Origin of the sequence: Streptococcus infantis, assembly GCF_000963255.1 — a bacterium.
Taxonomy (GTDB): Bacteria; Bacillota; Bacilli; order Lactobacillales; family Streptococcaceae; genus Streptococcus; species Streptococcus nidrosiense.
This window is the reverse complement of sequence record NZ_JYOV01000009.1, coordinates 64,381-85,485: the sequence shown is the minus strand read 5'-3', so window position 1 is coordinate 85,485 and position 21,105 is coordinate 64,381. Positions and strand designations below refer to the sequence as shown.

General features: G+C 40.1%; 21 protein-coding genes, 1 tRNA gene, 1 pseudogene and 1 other annotated feature. Of the genes and pseudogenes, 3 read left to right on the top strand and 20 right to left on the bottom strand.

What is annotated here, in order from left to right:
- Nucleotides 1–2: 2 nt before the first annotated feature.
- From pdxT to TZ96_RS03525, 6 genes are all read right to left on the bottom strand, one after another.
- Entirely contained in the window at nt 3–575 is a 573-nt protein-coding gene (pdxT, locus tag TZ96_RS03550) for a pyridoxal 5'-phosphate synthase glutaminase subunit PdxT (protein WP_045762911.1), read from the bottom strand.
- Nucleotides 576–1,451: a pyridoxal 5'-phosphate synthase lyase subunit PdxS gene (gene pdxS, locus TZ96_RS03545; protein WP_006153788.1), complete on the bottom strand. Its 876-nt coding sequence runs from the start codon at nt 1,449–1,451 to the stop codon at nt 576–578.
- A 138-nt stretch (nt 1,452–1,589) separates the two neighbouring features.
- Entirely contained in the window at nt 1,590–2,222 is a 633-nt protein-coding gene (locus TZ96_RS03540) for a Pr6Pr family membrane protein (protein ID WP_045762910.1), read from the bottom strand.
- Between the two features lie 2 nt (nt 2,223–2,224).
- Nucleotides 2,225–2,563 carry a zinc ribbon domain-containing protein YjdM gene (locus TZ96_RS03535; RefSeq protein ID WP_045762909.1) on the bottom strand — a complete coding sequence of 113 codons (339 nt, stop codon included), beginning with the start codon at nt 2,561–2,563 and terminating at the stop codon, nt 2,225–2,227.
- Between the two features lie 138 nt (nt 2,564–2,701).
- Entirely contained in the window at nt 2,702–3,373 is a 672-nt protein-coding gene (cmk, locus tag TZ96_RS03530) for a (d)CMP kinase (RefSeq protein ID WP_045762908.1), read from the bottom strand.
- Between the two features lie 8 nt (nt 3,374–3,381).
- Nucleotides 3,382–3,870: an SAG1386/EF1546 family surface-associated protein gene (locus TZ96_RS03525; protein ID WP_045762907.1), complete on the bottom strand. Its 489-nt coding sequence runs from the start codon at nt 3,868–3,870 to the stop codon at nt 3,382–3,384.
- Between the two features lie 45 nt (nt 3,871–3,915).
- Between TZ96_RS03525 and TZ96_RS10120 the strand changes: the two genes are divergently transcribed.
- Nucleotides 3,916–4,113: a ferredoxin gene (locus TZ96_RS10120; RefSeq protein ID WP_075230460.1), complete on the top strand. Its 198-nt coding sequence runs from the start codon at nt 3,916–3,918 to the stop codon at nt 4,111–4,113.
- 105 nt (nt 4,114–4,218) lie between these two features.
- Here the strand turns inward: TZ96_RS10120 and TZ96_RS03520 are convergent, their stop codons facing one another.
- The 6 genes from TZ96_RS03520 to TZ96_RS03495 all read right to left on the bottom strand — a co-directional run bounded on the left by TZ96_RS03520 (nt 4,219) and on the right by TZ96_RS03495 (nt 11,285).
- A complete protein-coding gene (locus TZ96_RS03520; protein ID WP_075230459.1) occupies nt 4,219–5,166 on the bottom strand; it encodes a glycosyltransferase family 2 protein in 948 nt (315 codons plus the stop codon).
- Complete coding sequence (gene galE / locus TZ96_RS03515; RefSeq protein WP_045762906.1) at nt 5,150–6,169, bottom strand: UDP-glucose 4-epimerase GalE; 1,020 nt, start codon at nt 6,167–6,169, stop codon at nt 5,150–5,152. The genes TZ96_RS03520 and galE overlap by 17 nt, the downstream gene beginning before the upstream one ends.
- A 103-nt stretch (nt 6,170–6,272) precedes the next feature.
- On the bottom strand, nt 6,273–7,370 hold the full coding sequence (locus TZ96_RS03510; RefSeq protein WP_045762905.1) for an NAD(P)/FAD-dependent oxidoreductase: 1,098 nt from the start codon (nt 7,368–7,370) through the stop codon (nt 6,273–6,275).
- Between the two features lie 16 nt (nt 7,371–7,386).
- The gene (locus TZ96_RS03505; RefSeq protein ID WP_045762904.1) at nt 7,387–8,184 is read right to left on the bottom strand and encodes a Nif3-like dinuclear metal center hexameric protein; all 798 of its coding nucleotides are present in this window, start codon (nt 8,182–8,184) and stop codon (nt 7,387–7,389) included.
- Nucleotides 8,171–8,848: a tRNA (adenine(22)-N(1))-methyltransferase gene (locus TZ96_RS03500; protein WP_045762903.1), complete on the bottom strand. Its 678-nt coding sequence runs from the start codon at nt 8,846–8,848 to the stop codon at nt 8,171–8,173. Before TZ96_RS03500 ends, TZ96_RS03505 begins: the two co-directional genes overlap by 14 nt.
- 100 nt (nt 8,849–8,948) lie before the next feature.
- A complete protein-coding gene (locus tag TZ96_RS03495) occupies nt 8,949–11,285 on the bottom strand; it encodes a cation-translocating P-type ATPase (RefSeq protein WP_045762902.1) in 2,337 nt (778 codons plus the stop codon).
- Between the two features lie 132 nt (nt 11,286–11,417).
- Between TZ96_RS03495 and TZ96_RS03490 the strand changes: the two genes are divergently transcribed.
- Nucleotides 11,418–12,161, top strand: coding sequence for a lysophospholipid acyltransferase family protein (locus TZ96_RS03490; RefSeq protein WP_045762901.1), 744 nt, complete (start codon nt 11,418–11,420; stop codon nt 12,159–12,161).
- 122 nt (nt 12,162–12,283) lie between these two features.
- A tRNA-Thr gene (locus TZ96_RS03485) sits at nt 12,284–12,356 on the top strand.
- Nucleotides 12,357–12,864: 508 nt separating this feature from the next.
- Here the strand turns inward: TZ96_RS03485 and pyk are convergent.
- The 8 genes and pseudogenes from pyk to infC form a co-directional block, all read right to left on the bottom strand.
- Nucleotides 12,865–14,370 carry a pyruvate kinase gene (pyk, locus tag TZ96_RS03480; RefSeq protein ID WP_045762900.1) on the bottom strand — a complete coding sequence of 502 codons (1,506 nt, stop codon included), beginning with the start codon at nt 14,368–14,370 and terminating at the stop codon, nt 12,865–12,867.
- Between the two features lie 65 nt (nt 14,371–14,435).
- The gene (gene pfkA, locus TZ96_RS03475) at nt 14,436–15,443 is read right to left on the bottom strand and encodes a 6-phosphofructokinase (RefSeq protein ID WP_000820873.1); all 1,008 of its coding nucleotides are present in this window, start codon (nt 15,441–15,443) and stop codon (nt 14,436–14,438) included.
- A 79-nt stretch (nt 15,444–15,522) separates the two neighbouring features.
- Nucleotides 15,523–18,624 carry a DNA polymerase III subunit alpha gene (locus tag TZ96_RS03470; RefSeq protein WP_045762899.1) on the bottom strand — a complete coding sequence of 1,034 codons (3,102 nt, stop codon included), beginning with the start codon at nt 18,622–18,624 and terminating at the stop codon, nt 15,523–15,525.
- Between the two features lie 115 nt (nt 18,625–18,739).
- A pseudogene (locus TZ96_RS03465) lies at nt 18,740–19,258 on the bottom strand (B3/B4 domain-containing protein); the annotation flags it as partial.
- Nucleotides 19,259–19,316: 58 nt separating this feature from the next.
- Nucleotides 19,317–19,703: a lactoylglutathione lyase gene (gloA, locus tag TZ96_RS03460; protein ID WP_000157160.1), complete on the bottom strand. Its 387-nt coding sequence runs from the start codon at nt 19,701–19,703 to the stop codon at nt 19,317–19,319.
- Between the two features lie 57 nt (nt 19,704–19,760).
- Nucleotides 19,761–20,120 carry a 50S ribosomal protein L20 gene (gene rplT, locus TZ96_RS03455; RefSeq protein ID WP_000124830.1) on the bottom strand — a complete coding sequence of 120 codons (360 nt, stop codon included), beginning with the start codon at nt 20,118–20,120 and terminating at the stop codon, nt 19,761–19,763.
- 51 nt (nt 20,121–20,171) lie between these two features.
- Nucleotides 20,172–20,372, bottom strand: a complete 201-nt coding sequence (rpmI, locus tag TZ96_RS03450) for a 50S ribosomal protein L35 (protein ID WP_001125942.1) — start codon at nt 20,370–20,372, stop codon at nt 20,172–20,174.
- A 32-nt stretch (nt 20,373–20,404) separates the two neighbouring features.
- On the bottom strand, nt 20,405–20,935 hold the full coding sequence (gene infC, locus TZ96_RS03445) for a translation initiation factor IF-3 (protein ID WP_000848177.1): 531 nt from the start codon (nt 20,933–20,935) through the stop codon (nt 20,405–20,407).
- Between the two features lie 15 nt (nt 20,936–20,950).
- Nucleotides 20,951–21,081: a sequence feature (ribosomal protein L20 leader region), on the bottom strand.
- Nucleotides 21,082–21,105 lie beyond the last annotated feature (24 nt).

The window sequence follows — 21,105 nt, the reverse complement described above, 5'->3', positions numbered from 1 at the left end:
TTTTATTTGCACATGTTGATAAAGTATTGATGCAAGCGAAGATCATTTGTCAATTCAGGATGAAAGGAAGTCACTAGCATATTATTTTCTTGAGCTGCAACGATTTGATGATTCACTACTGCCAGAACATCAACACCCTTACCAACTTCACTAATAATAGGTCCACGGATAAAGGTCATGGGAATTTTGCCAACACCCTTACATTCTGCTTCGGTATAAAAGCTTCCTAGCTGACGTCCATAGGCATTGCGCTCAACTACTATATCCATAGTCGCCAGATGACTTTCCTCTTGAGAAGTGATTTGACTCGCTAGCAAAATCAAACCGGCACAAGTTCCAAAGACTGGTAAGCCATTGAGAATAGCTTCTCTTAGAGGAAGTAGCATCTGCTGGTCACGTAGGAGTTTTCCCATAGCTGTTGACTCACCGCCAGGTAAAATCAATCCTGACAGAGTACTCTGATGCTGCTGAAAATCTTCTAGATTTCGCAGTTCAATACTTTCTACTCCTAGTTTGGCAAGGACTTTCTCATGCTCTACAAAGGCGCCTTGCAAGGCCAATATTCCAATTTTCATCTATTTTCCTCGCTCAGCCATGAGAATTTGGATTTCATTCTCATTGATACCAACCATGGCTTCTCCCAAATCTTCTGAGATTTGAGCTAGAATTTGAGGATTTTGATAATTCGTAACAGCCTTAACAATAGCTGCTGCACGTTTGACAGGATCACCTGACTTGAAAATTCCTGAACCAACAAAGACACCTTCTGCACCTAGCTGCATCATGAGAGCAGCATCTGCTGGTGTTGCAACTCCTCCAGCTGCAAAGTTGACAACTGGTAATTTCCCATGTTCGTGGACGTATTGAACTAATTCTACCGGAACTTGGAGTTCTTTTGCTGCGACATAGAGTTCATCTTCACGGAGATTTTGGATGCGACGAATTTCTTGATTCATCATGCGCATATGGCGGACTGCCTGAACGATATCTCCTGTTCCAGGTTCCCCTTTTGTTCGAATCATTGAAGCTCCTTCAGCGATACGACGCAAGGCTTCTCCTAGATCTTTTGCACCGCAAACAAAAGGAACTTGGAATTCTTTCTTATCCACATGGAAACGATCGTCAGCTGGAGATAACACCTCACTTTCATCGATATAGTCAATCTCGATGGCTTCCAAAATCTGTGCTTCAACAAAATGCCCAATTCGAACCTTGGCCATAACTGGAATACTGACTGCTTCTTGGATTTCCTTGATCATCTTTGGGTCGCTCATGCGAGAGACACCACCAGCTGCACGAATATCCGCTGGGATTCGCTCCAAGGCCATAACCGCTGCTGCACCTGCAGCCTCTGCAATTCTTGCTTGTTCAGGATTTTGAACATCCATGATGACGCCACCTTTAAGCATCTGTGCCAAATTTTTATTTAATTCATAACGATTTTCAGTCATTTTCTCTTCCTCAATAGTTGTATTGGTAGCTACATGTTTATTTTAAGATATTAATGACTCGAGGACAAGATAAAATAAATCAATTTGTCCGGGTACAATTATTTCTATCACAAAAAAAGCACCCACATAGGGGTACTTTTATTTCTTAGTTTTTTTAATACTTTTCACAAGATAAAACAGATATCCTGAAACCATATAGGCAACAAAGATAATGGCTGCCCATCTAAAGACAAATCCCCAACCATATTTATTGGCATTCAAGAAGAAATAAGGGAAGGGACTATCCTTAGCGTTAGGAACGTCCATCTTTAGAACAAAGCCGTTTAAGATTGCAAATCCCATATAGAGCAGTGGTAAAACTGTCCATACAATAGGATCAAACCACTTATATTGACGACTCTTATCAAAAATGATGGTATCAACTAGAAACCAGAGGGGTACGATATAATGGCAAAGGAAGTTTTCCAAACGGTAAAAATCTTTTGTCAAGGGAGCCAACATGAAATGATAGATGACACAGGTAATCATGATACTCATGGTGATACCACCCTTGAGTCGCAAAAGACTTGAACTTTGCCAATGGTCACCCTCACGTCTCATCTTCCATAAAAGATAACCCGTAAAAATCATCACCAAGAGGTTGGAAAGGACTGTATAGTAAAGCAACATCCCTAAACCACCACGTTTGGTAATTTCCAGATAGACGCCTGTAAATGCTGCTAAAAACATGAAAGAGCGACTGAAAAAAATTATTTTATTCCAAGCAGTCATGATTAGATCTTTTTAACAAATTCTGATTTTAATTTCATAGCACCAAATCCATCAATCTTACAATCGATGTTGTGGTCACCTTCAACAATACGGATATTTTTAACACGTGTCCCTTGCTTAAGGTCTTTTGGAGCACCTTTTACCTTAAGGTCTTTGATCAAGGTTACTGTATCACCGTCAGCCAATTTATTTCCATTAGCGTCGATAGCAACAAGGCCTTCTTCAACCTCAGCTTGCTCAGCAGGATTCCATTCATAAGCACACTCTGGGCAGACTAGTAAGGCTCCATCTTCATAGACATATTCTGAATTACATTTTGGGCAATTTGGTAGATTGTTCATTTTATCTCCTTCTATTTTCATGATGGTTTGATTGTCAAATTTTCGTTAACAAAGACTATTATACCTTAAAATTAAAAATTTGACAAATTGCTAAAAAACCGACTCACCACTATCGTGGTAAATCGGTTAAAATTTCAATTAAAAATGTTTGACTGCTTCTGATTTAATTTTTTCGACAACTTCTAAAATACTTAGTCCTGTCGTGTCCAGATAGATTGCATCATCTGCCTGCTTAAGAGGAGAAGTTTCACGATGACTATCTTTATAATCACGCGCAGCAATCTCTTCTTTCAAAGTTTCCAAATCTGTTTCGATTCCCTTTGAAAGATTTTCCTTATAACGTCGTTCTGCACGTTCATCCACTGAAGCAACAAGAAAAATCTTCAATTCAGCCTTAGGCAAGACCACTGTACCAATATCTCGACCATCCATGACGATTCCGCCTTGTTGGGCAATTTCTTGCTGAAGGGCTACCAATTTTTCACGAATAGCTGGAATGGCTGCAAAAGCAGATACAGCATTGGTTACTTCATTTTCACGGATTGGATTGGTAACATCAACGTCTCCAACAAAAACAAGCTGTTCTCCTGTTTCAGCACGACCAAAGCTAATCGGATATTGTTCCAATAATTCAAGAAGTCGAGAAGACTCTTCTGGACTTACTTGGTTGTTCAAAGCGATGTAAGTCGCAGCACGATACATGGCACCTGTATCCAAGTAGGTATATCCAAAGTCCTTAGCGATAATCTTAGCTACTGTACTCTTCCCACTGGATGCTGGTCCATCAATGGCAATCTGAATTGTTTTCATTCTAACTCCTATCTTGTCTTAAGGACATCACCAGGATTTGCAAACCAAGTACCTGAAGACATATGACCAGGGTTCAAGGCTTCAAGTTGAGCAATAGAAATGCCTGCTCTAGCTGCAATAGCTGCCTCACCTTCACCTGCAAGGACAGTAATGGTTCCTTCAGCATTTGTATGTTTCTCTGAACTACTTGAAGAAGTTGATTCTGCTTCAGAACTTGATGCTTCAACTGAACTACTTGAAGATGTTGAAGATACTTCCTCTACCTTAGGCGCAGAAGAATCATGAAAATCTTTCAAGGCTGCCGTACGATCACTTCCACCAGATGACAGGTAGATTAGAATAGCAATCATTCCGACAACGATAACAAAGAAAATACAAGCCAAAATCGTTAAAATACGATTAGCTCCTACTCCTGATTCCTTATTTCCTCTGCTTCTGCGTTCCGAACGACTTTCCTCGATATCGTAAATATCTTCTTGCCATGGTTCCTTTTCCATACCTTACTCCTTGTTTTTTTTCTAATTTCTTATTACAATATAAATATGAAAATCACACTTATACCTGAACGATGCATTGCCTGTGGGCTATGCCAAACCTATTCTGATTTATTTGATTACCATGATAATGGTATTGTGCGTTTCTATGATGATCCTAATCTACTAGAGAGAGACATCCCAGCTAGTGAAGAGCTACTGGAAGCTGTGAAACAGTGTCCCACTCGCGCGCTCATCAAAGATTAATTTGTCATCAGTGGCGATTCGATTTCCAAATCCCACTTCCTCTAGTTTAGCATATTTTTCCAGAAAATTATAGTCTTTTGAAGGACTTATTTTTAGTAAATCTTATCATGACTCACTCTGTTCTTTTATCAGATAGAGGGGTCTTTTTTTCGTTTCCATATAAATTTTACTGATATATTTTCCGAGAATCCCAATCGTCAATAATTGGACACCACCAAGAAATAGAATGACAGCCATCAGAGAGGTCCAACCAGAAGTTGGATTGCCCAGTACGAGAGTACGGACAACTACAAACAATGTCATCACTAAAGCCAGAAAACACGACGAAAGACCAGCAACAAAAGCTAATATCAAAGGAAAATCTGAAAAATTCACAATCCCTTCAATAGAGTAGAAAAAGAGTTGTCTAAAACTCCAACTTGTCTTACCTGCCTGCCTTTCAACATTAGGGTATTCTAAATAGTGAGTACGGAAACCAACCCAGGCAAAGAGTCCTTTGGAAAAGCGATTGTATTCTGTCAATTCTAACACTGCATCCACAACTGATCTTCTCATCATCCGAAAATCACGAACACCCGATGGAAGAGCTACTGGGCTAATTTTTTGCATAAAACGATAAAAAAGATCGGCGCAGAAACTACGTAAAAAAGGTTCTCCTTCTCGACTGGTTCTGCGTGTTCCAACGCAGTCCAAATCCGGATTCTGATCTAGTAGTTCCTTCATCTCAAGCAAGAGTCTTGGTGGATCCTGAAGGTCTGCATCCATAACTACCACCAAATCTCCTCTAGCTTGTTGTAAACCTGCATATAAGGCTGCTTCCTTCCCAAAATTACGCGAGAAAGAGATATAATGTACTGCAGGATTTTTCTCTCGATAAACCTTTAAAAGATCCAAAGTCTTATCAGTCGAACCATCATCTACAAAAATGTATTCGATTTCTGTTCCCAAATCTGGGATCAGTGCTTCAAGAGTTTGATAAAAAAGAGGAAGTACTTCCTCTTCGTTTAAGCATGGGACTATGATTGAAATCATCATCTTAGTCTTCAAATCCATTTGGATGCTTGCTTTGCCAACGCCATGCGTCTTCACACATCTCTGTAATACCAAGTTCTGCTTCCCATCCTAGCTCTTCCTTAGCCTTTGCTGGATCTGAGTAGCAAGCTGCGATATCACCCGGGCGACGTTCAACAATACGGTATGGAATAGGACGTCCGACTGCTTTTTCCATATTTTGGATAATTTCAAGCACAGAGTAACCTTTTCCTGTACCAAGGTTGTATATGTTTAGACCTGAACCTTTTTGAAGCTTCTTAAGGGCTGCAACATGTCCTTTTGCTAGGTCAACAACGTGGATATAGTCACGTACACCTGTTCCATCTTCAGTATCGTAGTCATCCCCAAATACTTGAACTTGTTCCAACTTACCAACTGCGACTTGTGTCACATATGGAAGAAGGTTATTTGGAATACCGTTTGGATTTTCACCCAAATCACCGCTCTTATGTGCTCCAATTGGGTTGAAATAACGAAGCAACACAACGTTCCATTCTGAATCGGCTTTATAGATATCTGTCAAGATTTCTTCAAGCATTAGCTTGGTACGACCATAAGGGTTAGTAGCTGAAAGAGGGAAATCTTCTAAGATTGGGACTGTATGAGGATCTCCATAAACAGTTGCTGAAGAGCTGAAGATGATATTCTTACAGTTAGTCTCTTCCATAACTTTCAAGAGACTGACAGTTCCAGCGATATTGTTATCATAGTAGGCTAGTGGGATACGTGTAGATTCCCCTACAGCTTTCAAACCAGCAAAATGAATCACACCTGTTGGTTCTTCATGTTTGAAAATATCACGAAGTGTATCTGTATCACGAATATCTGCTTCGTAGAAAGGAATTTCTACGCCTGTGATTCTTTCGACTACTTCAAGACTTTTACGACTACTATTGACCAAATTATCCACGACAACTACTTGGTGTCCAGCTTGAACTAGTTCAATGACAGTGTGAGTTCCGATAAAACCTGCTCCACCTGTTACCAGAATTTTTTCTTGCATTTTATTTCCTCAATTCTTGGATTATTTTTTTCATTTTACCATTTTTGATAGGGAAAGTCATTTACTTTCCTAACACTATCGTAAAATCTAAGTAAAAGATTTACTATTGTTTCTTTTTAATGTATCTTTCAGTCGGATAATCTGCTGGATCTAATACACCACTTCTCCCTTGAAGCATTTGAGCTAGATGATAACCGATAATAGGACCAGTCGTTAATCCTGAAGATCCTAGACCACTTGCTGTATAGACTCCTGATAAGTTTGGAACCTGTCCGAAAAATGGAGAGAAATCACTTGTATAAGCACGAATCCCCACACGTTCTCCAGATAAAATTGCCTCAACCAGGGCTGGATAAAATGGACTCGCCGCCTCAGCCATTTGTTGGAGCAAATTTTCATCAACTGTTAGGTCAAATCCCATATCATTTTCATGAGTAGCTCCTAGAGACAACTTCCCACCTGGAAATGGAATCAAATCCCACTCCCCTTCAGGCATAACTACAGAATAGCTTGCCATGTCTTGTTTCACTTGGTAATCTCTAAGTTGACCTTTTTGAGGGCGAACATCCACCTCATAGCCTAAAGGCTCCAAAATGTGTCCAAGCCAAGCTCCTGTGGACAAGATAACTTGGTCAAACTTTTGATTGTCTATTTGATAACCCGATGCTAAGGGTTTTAGACTGACCTCTTGCTTTACGACCTTCACTTGACTGGCTTCCAGTAAACGACTGACTAGGAGTTGTCCGTCTACTCGAGCGCCACCAGAAGCATAGAGTAATCTTTCAAATCCCACTAATCCAGGGAATAGACTGCTTGCAGCAGCTTGGTCCAAAATGGCTAATTCGCCGATTAAGGGAGATTCATCTCTACGTTGCAAGGCTAAGTCATAGAGTTCCTCGAGCTTGGAATCATCTTTTTTGAGAAGTAAGACTCCTGAGCGCTGGTAGAAATCAACCTTTTGACCAGTTTTTTCTAAATCAGCTAATAAATCTACATAAAAGTCTGCTCCTAGGCGAGCCATCTTGTACCAAGCTTTATTACGTCGTTTAGAGAACCAAGGACTGATGATTCCTGCCGCTGCCTTGGTAGCTTGTCCGTACCCATGATCAAAGACAGTTACTTCGACATCTGCTTCCTTAGAGAGATAGTAGGCAGCTGTTGCCCCTACAATTCCTGCTCCTACAATGGCAACTTTTTTCATTGTCTTTACCTTCTAACTAGATATGATGGAATGGATTGGTAGAAGCCTGACTTGCGACTACTTCTAGCGACCAAGCATTCTCTTCCTTCCATTCGTTCAAGAGCGCTGCAATTCTTTCCACAAAAAGCACTTCGATATAGTGTCCTGGATCCAAAGCTAATAAATCATCTGACAACATATCTTGGGCAGTATGATAATAAATATCACCAGTGATATAAAGATCTGCTCCTTTTTCTAAAGCATCAGAGTAGAAAGACTGCCCACTGCCGCCACAAATAGCCACTCTTGAAATGGTCTTTTGCAAATCAGTCTCTTGATAATACACCATACGAAGGCTATCTAGATCAAAGACTTCCTTAACATGATCTGCAAATTCCTTAAATGTTTGAGGTCTAATCGTTCCAATACGCCCAATCCCACGTTCAGGACCTGTTTCCTGTATATAGGTTGTATCTTTAATATCTAACAGTTGGCAGAACCAGTCATTTAATCCATTCTCAACAATGTCAATATTAGTATGGCTAACATAGACTGCAATATCGTGCTTGATGAGATTGATGTAAATCTGATTTTGAGGACGGCTAGCTACCAAGTCCTTAATCGGACGAAAGATAGGCGCGTGCTTAACGATAATCAAATCAACACCCCTATCAATAGCTTCAGCGACTGTCTCTTCACGGATATCAAGGGCAACCATGACCTTTTGAATTTCCTTGTCTAGGGTGCCAATTTGCAAACCACGACTATCACCTTCCATAGAAAATTCTTGTGGGCAATAGGCTTCATAACGCTTAATCACTTCACTTGCTTTCATGGAGCACCTCCTTAATGGCTTGAATTTTATCTACTAGAACCTGACGTTCTTCTTGATTTTTTTCTGGAATTTGACTAAGGGCAAACTCAAGCTTAGCAGCTTCTTTTTGCCATTTTTGGATGAAGACTGGACTGACTTCTTTGGACAAGAATGGGCCAAAGCGGACATCAGTTGCTGATAGATTCATTTCGCCAACTTCTGCAACTATGATCTCGTAGAATTTCCCAGCTTCTTCTAGAATACTTTCTGCTATGATTTGAAAACCATGCTCTTGTAACCAAGAACGCAACTCATCTTCTCGATTATTGGGTTGAAGAATCAAACGCTCAACAGTAGCAAGTTTGTCTAATCCGTCTTCCAAAATCGTAGCAATCAAGCGACCACCCATTCCTGCAATAGTGATGACAGAAACCTGGTCACTTTCTTCAAATGCTGCTAAACCATTGGCTAAACGAACCTGGATTTTCTCAGCTAATCCGTGACTTTCAACATTTTTTACTGCAGATTGATAGGGACCTTCTACAACCTCTCCTGCAATGGCACGCTCAATGTGACCTTTTTCAACTAGTTCAATCGGTAAATAAGCATGGTCGCTTCCTACATCTAGCAAAACGGCTCCTTGGGGAACAAAAGAAGCCACCGTTTCTAATCTCTTTGAAATCATCTTCTCTCACTTTCAAAAACTCTATTTCCCTTTATTATACCATATTTTATCTGGCAATCCTGCTCCTAAAAAGACCGCAATCATGGATTGCAGCCTTTCTTTATTTTCTAGTTTGATAACGACTTGTCAGGATGAAAATGATAGCAAAGATGACCATCATGATGCCATAGACAGGTAATGTTTGTTCTGTCAGTGTTGAAATTTCAAGTAGTTTTTGGATTCTTGGAAATAGAGCAGTTCCAAGGAAGCCACCAACTGACCAAATAATCAAGAGAACACGCCATAGACTAAATGGCAAGCAAGCTCTAACTACTGATAAGAAGCCAATTGAGGCTAGTAGATAATACTGAAGTGTCGAAATTTCAATGGCTGACCAACCTTGACTTGTTCCAAAAATTTTAACAAAGAGAACACTAAAGACTACCATCAAGGCACTTGGTAGTGCACGGAGCATGGATTTTCTGAGGAAGTTTTGTTCGACTGGTTTAATATTTCGCTCAAAGGTCAATACGAACGGTGGGAATCCTTCCACAAACTGGTCAATCATGGTAATCTGAATCGGGATGAATGGGAAAATCAAAATCCATTCACTACGTCCCAACAATGCACTTGCAATACAGATAACTGCTAACAAGAAAGAATAGATTGTCTTAATCAAGAAAATTGGAGCAATGTGGGCAATGTTATTGACCACACGACGACCTTCAAAGAGAATCTCAGGGACATCATTAAAGTCTGAGTTCAAGAGGACCAGATTTGCAATCTGACGAGTCGCTGGATCTCCTTCAGCCATAACGATGGAACAGTCTGCCTCACGGAGGGCTAGGATATCGTTGACACCATCACCTGTCATAGCTGTAGTATGACCTGCTTTTTTCAACGTTTTGATGATCAGTTTCTTTTGATGAGGAGAGACACGTCCGAAAATCGCTGTCTCCTCAGCCATAGCAATCAATTCCTCGTCCGTGATCTTCGAACAATCTACATAGCTGTGGTAATCTGCAAAACCAGCTTTTTGAGCAATACTTGAAACGGTAACTGGATTATCACCAGAGATAATTTTCAGCCCCACTTCCTGAGAACGAAGATAGTCTAGAGTTTCAGCTGCCCCTTCTCGGATTGGATCTAGAATTTCAAGCAAAGCCAAGGCTTGAATATCAGATGGATTTTGTGGCTTGTGGTGATCAAGTTTTTCTTGACTGAGGGCCAGAACTAAGACACGAGATCCTCGTTCGAGAGCTTCTCTAGCCTCAGGAACTTCAGCATCCAACAACATCTCCGGTGCGCCTAGGAAAACAGTTCCTAGACCTTCCAACTCCATTGCTCCCCATTTACGATCGCTTGAAAATGGAAGACTAGAAATCATCGGATAAGCTACTTGACCTTGAAAACGTTGACGGATAGCTTGAGCTGTAGGATTTTTATCCTCGCTGTTTGCCATATAGCTGGTTAGTATGTCGACAATAGCATCCTTGTCATAAGCCTGGGTCAGAGGAAGAACAGTCTCAACCTGCATCTTCCCTTGGGTGATGGTACCTGTCTTATCCAAGCAGAGCATATCCACGCGTGCTAGGGTTTCAACAGAGTACATCTCCTGCACCAAGACCTTTTTCAAACCAAGCTTGATTACAGCGGTTAAAAGAGAGGTAATGGTCAAGAGGGCAATCCCCTTAGGCAACATTCCCAAAAGAGCTGTAGATGAATTAACAACAGAAGACTTCAGTGGTAAACCTTTTAAGACCAAAGCTTCAAGCAATAGAGCTATACCAAATGGGATAATGATTTTACCCGTAAAGCCTGCTAGCTGGTCTAGCGATTTCATGATACGTGAGTTGATCGGTTTAACTGTCTTAGCTTCAAGCATGAGTTTGGCTGCATAGTTATCTGCTCCTACATGATGAACCTGAGCGAGGACAGAACCACTGGCAAGAAAACTACCGGACAGCATTAAGTCTTCTACTTCTTTTTGCACCAAGTCGCTCTCGCCCGTTAACATGGCTTCATTGACTTCTGCAAAGCCTTCTAATACAATCGCATCACTTGGAATTTGATCCCCTGCAGACAAGCGAATCACATCATCCAAAACAAGCTCTTCAGGGTCTAAAGCAATCTCTTGTCCATCACGGATAGTCGTAATCTTTTCTTTATTCAAGAGATTGAGTTTATCTACCATATGTTTGGCACGTAGCTCGGTTACAATTCCTGAAAAAGCATTAAAGCAGATAACCGCAAAGAAAACCAGGTTGCTCCAGGCTTGAACAAAAGCGAGCGCTAATGCAATAGCAAAGTTTAAAGCATTGAAGAGAGTAAAGACATTTCGTTTTACAATCTGCCAAGTACTGGTACTAGCTGATGCTTTGAAATCATTGACCTGTCCCTGTTTCTGACGTTCTTTAACTTCTGATTGGCTTAAGCCTATAATTTTATTTTTATCCATAATCTCTATCATATCATTTTTTAAAAAATAATTCTAATTTCATATGAAGAGCAATTCCGCCTAAACAAAAAAACATTTGCTTGTCCTACAACGATAAGGTATAATAAAAGAAAGAAAATTGAAGGAGACACCATGTTTTATACTTATCTTCGTGGGCTGGTTATGTTGATTCTTTGGTCTATCAACGGTAATGCTCATTATCATAATACGGATAAAATTCCGAGTCAAGATGAAAACTATATCCTAGTTGCTCCCCATCGTACTTGGTGGGATCCTGTCTACATGGCATTTGCGACCAAACCGAAACAGTTTGTTTTTATGGCTAAAAAGGAACTGTTCTCTAATCGAATCTTTGGTTGGTGGATCCGTATGTGTGGTGCCTTTCCTATTGATCGGGAGAATCCTAGCGCTTCGGCTATCAAATATCCTATCAATGTCCTTAAAAAGAGCGACCGATCTCTCATCATGTTTCCAAGTGGTAGTCGTCATTCTAACGATGTCAAAGGGGGTGTAGCTCTGATTGCTAAAATGGCCAAGGTTCGCATCATGCCAGTTACTTACACTGGTCCAATGACCTTAAAAGGACTCATCAGTCGCGAACGTGTCGATATGAACTTCGGAAATCCTATCGATATCTCAGACATTAAGAAGATGAATGATGAAGGAATTGAGATGGTTGCTGAACGTATCCAATCAGAATTCCAACGTCTGGATGAGGAAACAAAACAATGGCACGATAACAAAAAACCAAATCCTTTGTGGTGGTTTATTCGCATACCAGCACTGATTCTTGCTGTCTTAGTTGCGATTATTACCATCATCTTTAGCTTTATCGCAAGTTTTATCTGGAATCCAGAAAAAAACAAAATCAATTAGGTTAGAATAAAATGGCTGAGGGATATTCTCTTAAGCCATTTTAGTTTGACTGACATCTGATTACTTTTAAATAAAACATTTTATTGACAAAGATTTGATTCTATAGTATACTTTTTAAGTAAGCTGATTTAGCTCAGTAGGCAGAGCGCATCCATGGTAAGGATGAGGTCGCCGGTTCGATCCCGGCAATTAGCATTGTTCATCAGTTCCTTGGTATAGGAACTTTTTTTATTGACATTTTATTGTCCTTATAGTAAAATAAAACTTGCGATGAGTCGATATGTAGCGAGAGCTACTATTGAGCAAAGGAGGTCATAACGCAGGAGCGGACCTTGAGAAATTGTGTGAACCAATTTCTCACATGGAGATGCCTCTCAGGCTTTCTGGTTTTTCCAGAGAGCTTTTTTTATTTTCCTAAACACTATTAACTCCTATCTTTTAGCAATCCTTTCTGTCCAAATAGCAATAAGCTCAAGCAACAATCAAACACTTATAGACTTATTATCCAAAAAATCCTAGCTAGATTTAGACAAAAAGATACTAAGATGACCATTGCTATCTATAATTACAGCAAAAGTTACAGGGCAAACTGTATTATATACCTTAGCATTGAAAGGAAAATGATATATTTTGCCCCTCGTCACAAAAAAAGACCTATCACACAAGCTATAAAGCTTGATATGATAGGTTTTTTAATATTAGATTAACGTACAGTGCGGATACGCATTGTGTTAGTACGAACTGCTTCTCCAACTGGCACACCTGCAACGATAACGATATCGTCACCAGATTGTACAAGACCTGCTTCAACTGCTTTACGTTCTGCAATTTCAAACATGTCATCAGTTGATGATGGAGCTTCTGTCAACATTGGGATAACACCCCAGTTCAACATCAATCCACGTTCTGTCAATTCGTCAAATGTCAATGCCAAGATATCAGCATTTGGACGATATTTAGAGATCAAACGTGCTGTGTGACCAGTCTTAGTAAGAGTTACAACCAATTTAATGTCCATTGAGTTAGTAGCGTCTTTAACAGCTGAAGCCATAACTTCTGTCTTAGAGTTACGTTCGAAAGTATCTGAGTTCAAACGTCCGTATTCGTTAAGAAGAGTTTGTGCGTTCTTGTCAATTGTAGCCATTGTTGTTACTGACTCAAGTGGGTATTTACCGTTTGCAGACTCACCTGAAAGCATTGTAGCATCAGTTCCATCGATAACAGCGTTAAATACGTCTGATACTTCTGAACGAGTTGCACGTGGTTTTTCAGTCATTGTTTCAAGCATGTTTGTTGCAGTGATAACAACTTTACCAGCAGCGTTCACTTTAGTAATAATCATTTTTTGGTAAACTGGAACCATTTCAAATGGTACTTCGATACCCATGTCACCACGAGCGATCATGATACCGTCAGCAGCTTCAATGATTTCATCCAAGTTATCGATACCTTGTTGGTTTTCGATTTTAGCGAACAATTGAACGTGACCGTTACCAGTTTCTTCACAGATTGCACGAACTTCATTCACGTCTTTTGCAGTACGTACGAATGAGATCGCGATGAAGTTGATACCTTGTTCCAAACCGAAGCGGATATCAGCGTTATCACGTTCAGCAAGAGCTGGGAAAGGAATTTTAGTGTTAGGGATGTTTACACCTTTTTGTTTAGCGATTACACCATCGTTTTCAACTTCAACGACAAATTCACGAGTTGCATCGTCTTTTTCTACAACACGAAGACCAAGTTTACCATCGTCAACCAATACTTGGCGACCAACTTCAACGTCATCATAGATGTCAAGAGCTCCAGCAACGTTCAAAGCAATCACTTCACGAGTTGATTTGATTCCTTGTTTAGTTGCAACACGGATTTTTTCACCAGTTTTGTATGAGTACTCTTTAGCTTCACCTTCAAACAATTCAGTACGGATTTCTGGTCCTTTAGTGTCAAGAAGGAAACCAACTTTTTTACCTGCAAGTTTTTCTGCAAGTTTAACAGTTGCCATACGGTCACCTTGTTCTTGGTGGTCACCGTGTGAGAAGTTGAAACGGAAAGTGTTAGCTCCTGCTTCAATCAATTGAGCAATGTTTTTAGCTGAAGCTTCAACGTCAAGTTTTTCACCCCAGTATCCGTCATCACCAAATTTTTTACCACCACGGATTTCTACCGCAGGACCCAAAGTTGCAACGATTTTTACACGTTTGTTCATGATTTTGTGACTCCTTTATATAATTCGACCTTTTATGGTCATTTTACCAGTTTAGTTAAAGTTGATTATGACAAGCTCTTGTTCAAAGCAGAAAGTTCAAGGTCAGCTTTATGAGGGTTGTTAACAACAATCTTACCATCAGCTGTTAGGCTAAACAAAGCTCCTTCTTCTGCAGTTCCAAGAATTGGATTTTCAACCATTTTCTCATTGCGAATACCAACAGCGACACCACCGATTCCTTGTTTAAGAAGTTTAACAGCATGTGCACCCATGCGTGACGCCAATACACGGTCACGAGCAGTTGGAGATCCACCACGTTGGATATGACCAAGTTCAGTTACACGAAGGTCGCTTGTATCTCCAGCTTCTTTTAGCTTTTGACCAAATTCAGCCGCTGACATAACACCTTCTGCCAAAACGATAATGTTGTGTTTCTTACCGTGTTCATATCCAGCTTTGATACTTGCTACGATGTCTTCCATCTTGAAGCCTTCTTCAGGGATGATAATTTCATCAGCACCAGTGGCAATACCAGCCCAAAGAGCAATATCTCCAGCATTACGTCCCATAACTTCAACTACGAAAGTACGACGGTGACTTGATGAGGTATCACGAATCTTATCGATGGCATCCATTGCAGTTGTAACTGCAGTATCAAATCCGATTGTGAAATCAGTACCTACGATATCGTTATCGATTGTTCCTGGAAGTCCGATAGCAGGGAATCCATGCTCAGTCAAGCGCATAGCTCCGTGATAAGAACCGTCACCACCGATAACCACGACACCTTCGATACCGTGTTTTTTCAACTGCTCAATCCCTTTAAGTTGACCTTCGAGTTTTGCAAACTCAGGATAACGAGCAGAGTGAAGGAAAGTACCACCACGTGAAATGATGTCTCCTACTGAAGCAGCATCAAGTGGATAAATCTCACCAGCAACCATACCAGCGTATCCATCATAGATACCAAAAACTTCCATTCCTTCTGAGATTGCTTGACGAACAACTGCACGGATGGCAGCATTCATACCAGGGGCGTCTCCACCACTAGTCAAAACAGCAATACGTTTCATTTGGTTTTGCTCCTTTTTTTTAACATTCTAACTGATTATACCACAATTAAAGTTAAAATTCTTTAATTTTCATTGATTTTTAACGATAAATCGTTTTCATAGTTATTTGACTCAAAGATTCCTGCAAACTAACATCTTTTGCAACAAAATAGCCCGGCAAAAGAACATTTTTTTGTTCATTTTCGTAGCGTATAATGACTGGAATTTGTCCCTTGTATTGTTCTAAAATATGATAAATTTCAGAATCATGTTCATGATCAGCAGCCTGAATCCAAAATCGTTCACTCACTGCTTCTTTTAAATTATTTAATACTAATTGAAGGCGACCATCTCTTGCCTGTACTTTTCCATTAAGGTAGTAAAATCTTCCTTCATGTAAGAGATTGTTAAATTGGCGATACTGGTCAGAAAAAACAGTAACTTCCAAATTTGATTTGCTATCACTAACTTTCAAAAAGGCCATATTTTCACCTTTTTTAGTTCTGATTACTCGGATAGACTGTATCTCAACGAGTACTGTAGCTGTCTGTCCTTCAGATAGTTCAGACAAACTCACAATTGGATAGAGGGGATTCTTTGCTAAAACCAGTAAGGGATGCGGACTGATACCAACTCCAAGCCACTCCTGTTCCTTACGAAACTTCTCGACTTGCGTAAAATCCTCACTCTCAAGCCAATTGTAGCTATTATCTGCAAATAAACTACCCAATTCTTCCACAAAAATGAACAAAGTAGGTAAGTTGGATAAGATTTTTTGACGATTTTTTTCAAAACTATCGAATAAACCAATCTCGACTAGGGGAGTTAAAAGACTCAACTTCTGATAATTTTTAGGCAAGCGAGTGACAAAATCTTCGACACTACTAAAAGGACGATTCTCTATAATCCAATAGGCAAAATCTCGAGGCATCCCCTTGATACTCTTAAGTCCCAAGTAAATAGTCTTGTCTGTCAATTTATCCTGATATGGGATTGTATTGATAGAGAGTGGTGTCAGTTCAAAGCCCATTTCGAGGGCATCGAGAATATAATCTCCACTGGCATAGTTGAGCATGACTTGATAAAAGATAGCTGGGTAATGTGTTTTTAAGTAAGCAAGCTGGAAGGCTAAAGCCGCATAAGCGTAAGCGTGGGAACGGTTAAAACCGTATCCAGCAAATTTTTCCATGACAGCAAAAACCTGCTGAGCCTGTTCTTTCCCATGACGTTTTTGGAGTGCTCCTTGGATGAAACTTTCCTCCATTCGGTGCATCTCAGCTGCGTTCTTTTTCCCCATGGCACGACGTAAAATGTCGGCCTTCCCAAGGCTAAAACCAGCATATCGTTGAGCTACTTGCATCACCTGTTCTTGGTAAAGCATAATGCCATAAGTTGGAGCCAGAATATCTTCCAAAACTGGGTCCAGAACTGTTACCTTTTCTTTACCATGTTTTCGAGCCACAAAGTTATCAATATAGTCGCTCGCACCTGGTCGGTTTAAAGAAGTTGTTGCTACTACTTCTTCAAAGTTTTGTGGCTTCACTCGTTTCAATAAACGGATAGCTCCAGGTTGTTCAAACTGAAAAATCCCCTTGGTCTTCCCAGCTGCAAAGAGGGCTAAAGTTTCCCTATCCTCAAGGTCAATATCCTCAATCCTTAACTGAATTCCTTGAGTTTCAAATAAGAGCTCCTGCATTTTTTGAGCGAAAGTTAGGTTTCTTAAGCCCAAGAAATCCATCTTGAGCAAACCATTTCCTTCAACTCCATGAGCATCATACTGGGTAATGAGCATATCCTCACCATACTTAAGAGGAATATAGTCCGTTAGATTTTTATCACTAATCACGACACCAGCAGCGTGGATGGAAGTTTGCCGAGGATAGCCTTCTATCTTTTTAGCAATTTCAAAAGCCTTTTGGTACTCAATCTTACCTTGAATCAGTTGTCTAAATCCTAGATTCCCTTCATAGGCGATTGTCAAGGTATCTTTGAAACCAATTTTCTTGGTTATGGATGTCAACTCGTACTCGGGAACACCATACCGTTTAAAAACATCTCGGATAGCCTGTTTGGCACCAAAAGTCGAGTAGGTGACTATCTGAGCAGCGTGAATACTACCATAACGGTCACGAACATAGCGGATAAATTCAGGACGATAGATATCGGGAATATCAATATCGATATCGGGCATGGTATAACGTTCACGATTTAAAAAGCGTTCAAAGATGAGATTTTTAGCTACAGGATCAATACCAGTGATATCTAAGGCATAGGCCACTAGACTTCCAACTGCAGAACCACGTCCCATCCCCATATAATATCCTTGAGAACGACCGAAACGTAAGAGATCCCAGACAACCAAGAAATAGTCATCGAATCCCATGTCATGAATCACAGATAGCTCTTCTTCTAAACGAGCCTGATAAACTGAATCTAGTAAGCCTTTCTGTTCCAAGCCCTTAATAGCTCTTTCGCGCAACTCTTCAACAGCTGGTCTCTCTGGATTGAAACGAGGAAGCTTGAGACTACTATCAATCTCATAAGTAGTTGCTCCAATCAGTTCAGATAGATTGTCTAAAGCTTTTGGAAACTTTTCTACAAAAAATTGTTCAAGACGGTCAGCAGGTAAAAACAAGCCTTGTTGCGCTTGAACATCTACCTCTCGCAAGGTCACATTTTCCTTAATCGCCTTGAGCATTTGAAGCGTTTCTAAATCCTCAGATTCGAAGGAATTAACACGATAAAGTGGGAGGATGGGTTGAGAAAAATTCGACTGAGGTGTATCTGGATACACTCCGATATAATAGTCATGCCCTAAGTCCAAGGAATCAATTGCAGAATAATAGGGAACAATAACACAAACATCTTCTAGATAGGGAGAAAAATCAGTCCATTCCTTTTTACCTGTCATTTTTAGAGTCGAAAGCTTCATGATATTTCGATAGCCATGATTTGACAAGGCTAAAAATCGAAGGTTGACGAGTTCCTCCTTATGATGAACAGACACCTCAAGACCTAATACAGGCTGAATCCCCTGTTTTTGGCACTCTTTGATAAAATAATAAGCCCCATAGAGATTGTCAACATCCATGATTCCAAGTGCTGAGTAGCCGTATGCTTTTCCTTGGTCAACATACTTCTGAATAGAAATCATACTCTCCATGAAACTATAAACCGTTTTTGTATCAAGTTGCGCAATCACTCGCTATCACCTCCCTTTTTCTCCTTATATTATACCATTTTAGAAAATAGAAAAACAATTTCTTTCTTCCCTTGGAAAAAAGAACCACAGTTGAATTAACCGTGATTCCCATTCATTATTCTACCTCTAGGATAGGATTTGTAGCTGTCAAGTGGCTGATCTTACCACTGGCACCGAAATATTCCTCAATTTTAGTATGTCGTTCTAGCATTGCTTCCCGAGCTCGTGATGCCTGCTCTTCATTGATAGCTTCAATGACTAAAACAGCATTTTTGGTTTCTTCTGTTAGCATGGTTCTTTGGACCTCACGCCAGTTTAAACACCGACAAACCGCACCTTGTTCATCAAAATAAATCATTTCATCGGCTAATGCAGGAGCATCACTTTCGGCCCCTAGTGGAAAGAAGGATTCATTTCCTTGAGCTCTTCCGAGACATAAGTCACCAACAATCTTAGCTAAATCCTCTCCCCCACAAGGAACAGCGTAAGAAAGTGAAACACTATTATAAATATCTACCAAAGGATTTATTGGATTAAATTTTCTTCCTTGACTTACACGCTTTAATAAAGCTTCAATAGAAGAACGAGCACCTTTTTTGGTTTTGAATTTAGTGAATGCCTGACGCCATTCTTTTTCTTTCATTCTACTACAAATTAAAAAAACGAGTAGCAGACAAGCTACTCGATAGGAACTATAATGAATTTTCACGAATCACTTCTACCTTGTATCCATCTGGATCTTTGATAAAGTAATAGTTTGGTTGAGTCCCTGGAAGTCCATTAGGTGCTGTCACTTCATAGCCTTTGTCGCTATGTTCTTTGTGAAGAGCCTCAAGATCAGGTGTGCTTAGGGCGATGTGAGCAAAACCGTCACCGACAACATAAGGTCCGTGATCATAGTTGTAAGTCAACTCCAACTCATAATCATCACCTTCAAGTCCAAGATAAACAATAGTGAAAGCATAGTCTGGAAAGTCTCTACGACGTAATTCCTTAAAACCAAAAGCATCTTGATAAAAAGCGATTGATTTTTCAAGATTTTCTACTCGCAAGCAAGTGTGTAGCATTTTTGAAGCCATTCTTTTCTCCTTTGTTTAAAAAAGACTGGGACAAACTTGCACCAGTCTTATGAATAATTATTTACCAAGTTTTGCTTTAGCTGCATCTGCAAGAGCTGTGAAAGCTGCTGCATCGTTAACAGCCAAGTCAGCAAGCATTTTACGGTTAACTTCGATCTCAGCCAATTTCAAACCATGCATCAATTGTGAGTATGAAAGTCCGTTCAAACGAGCTGCCGCATTGATACGTGTGATCCACAATTTACGGAAGTCACGTTTCTTTTGACGACGGTCACGGTATGCATAGTAGTAAGAGTTCATTACTTGTTCTTTTGCAGTACGGAACAAGATGTGTTTAGCTCCATAGTAACCTTTTGCTAATTTAAGAATACGTTTACGACGTTTGCGTGATACAACGCCACCTTTAACACGTGCCATGTTTTATTTCCTCCAAATATTTCCTAGAATTGTTTACTTACAAATACGCGATTATTTCAAGCGAGTAAGCATTGCTTTGATACGTTTGAAATCTCCTGAATGCACCATAGATGCTTTACGAAGATGACGACGTTGTTTTTTAGTTTTTCCGTGGAAACGGTGAGATGTGTAAGCACGGAAACGTTTAAGTCCACCAGAACCTGTACGTTTGAAACGTTTAGCTGATGCGCGGTGTGTTTTTTGTTTTGGCATGATTTTTTCTCCTTTATTTAACTTTCTGACAATTATTTTTTGTCAGTTGCTGGCGCCAATTGCATGAACATTTGGCGTCCATCCATTTTAGCACGTTGTTCAATGATTGCAATATCTTGAGTTGCTTCAGCGAACTCGGCTAAAACTTTTGCACCAATCTCTTTATGGGTGATCATACGCCCCTTAAAGCGAATGGATACCTTCACTTTGTTTCCTTTTTCAAGGAACTTGCGAGCATTGCGAAGTTTAGTTTCGAAATCACCCTTGTCGATAACTGGGCTCAAGCGAACTTCTTTCACGGTCACAACGCTTTGTTTTTTGCGTTGCTCTTTTTGTTTCTTCTGGTACTCAAATTTGAACTTACCGTAGTCCATAATTTTCGCAACAGGAGGTTTAGCTTGAGGTTGAATGAGAACCAAGTCCACATTAGCTTCGTCCGCAAGTGCTTGCGCTTCGCTTAGTGGTTTGATACCCAATTGCTCACCTTCAAGACCGATTAAGCGAACTTCGCGTACACGAATTTCATCATTGATGAATAAGTCTTGCTTTGCTATGGTTTTCACCTCTTTTTTTAATTTAGAGAAAAACAAGAGCGGACTTGCTAACGCAAACCCGCACTACATGATTGTATTTCATTTCTGAAATTTGATCCGTAGGGGCCAGACAACGTTAGTCGCAAGGCGAGAAGTTCTCACTTCTGCTTTTCTCAACTTTTATATGATATCAAGTTTTC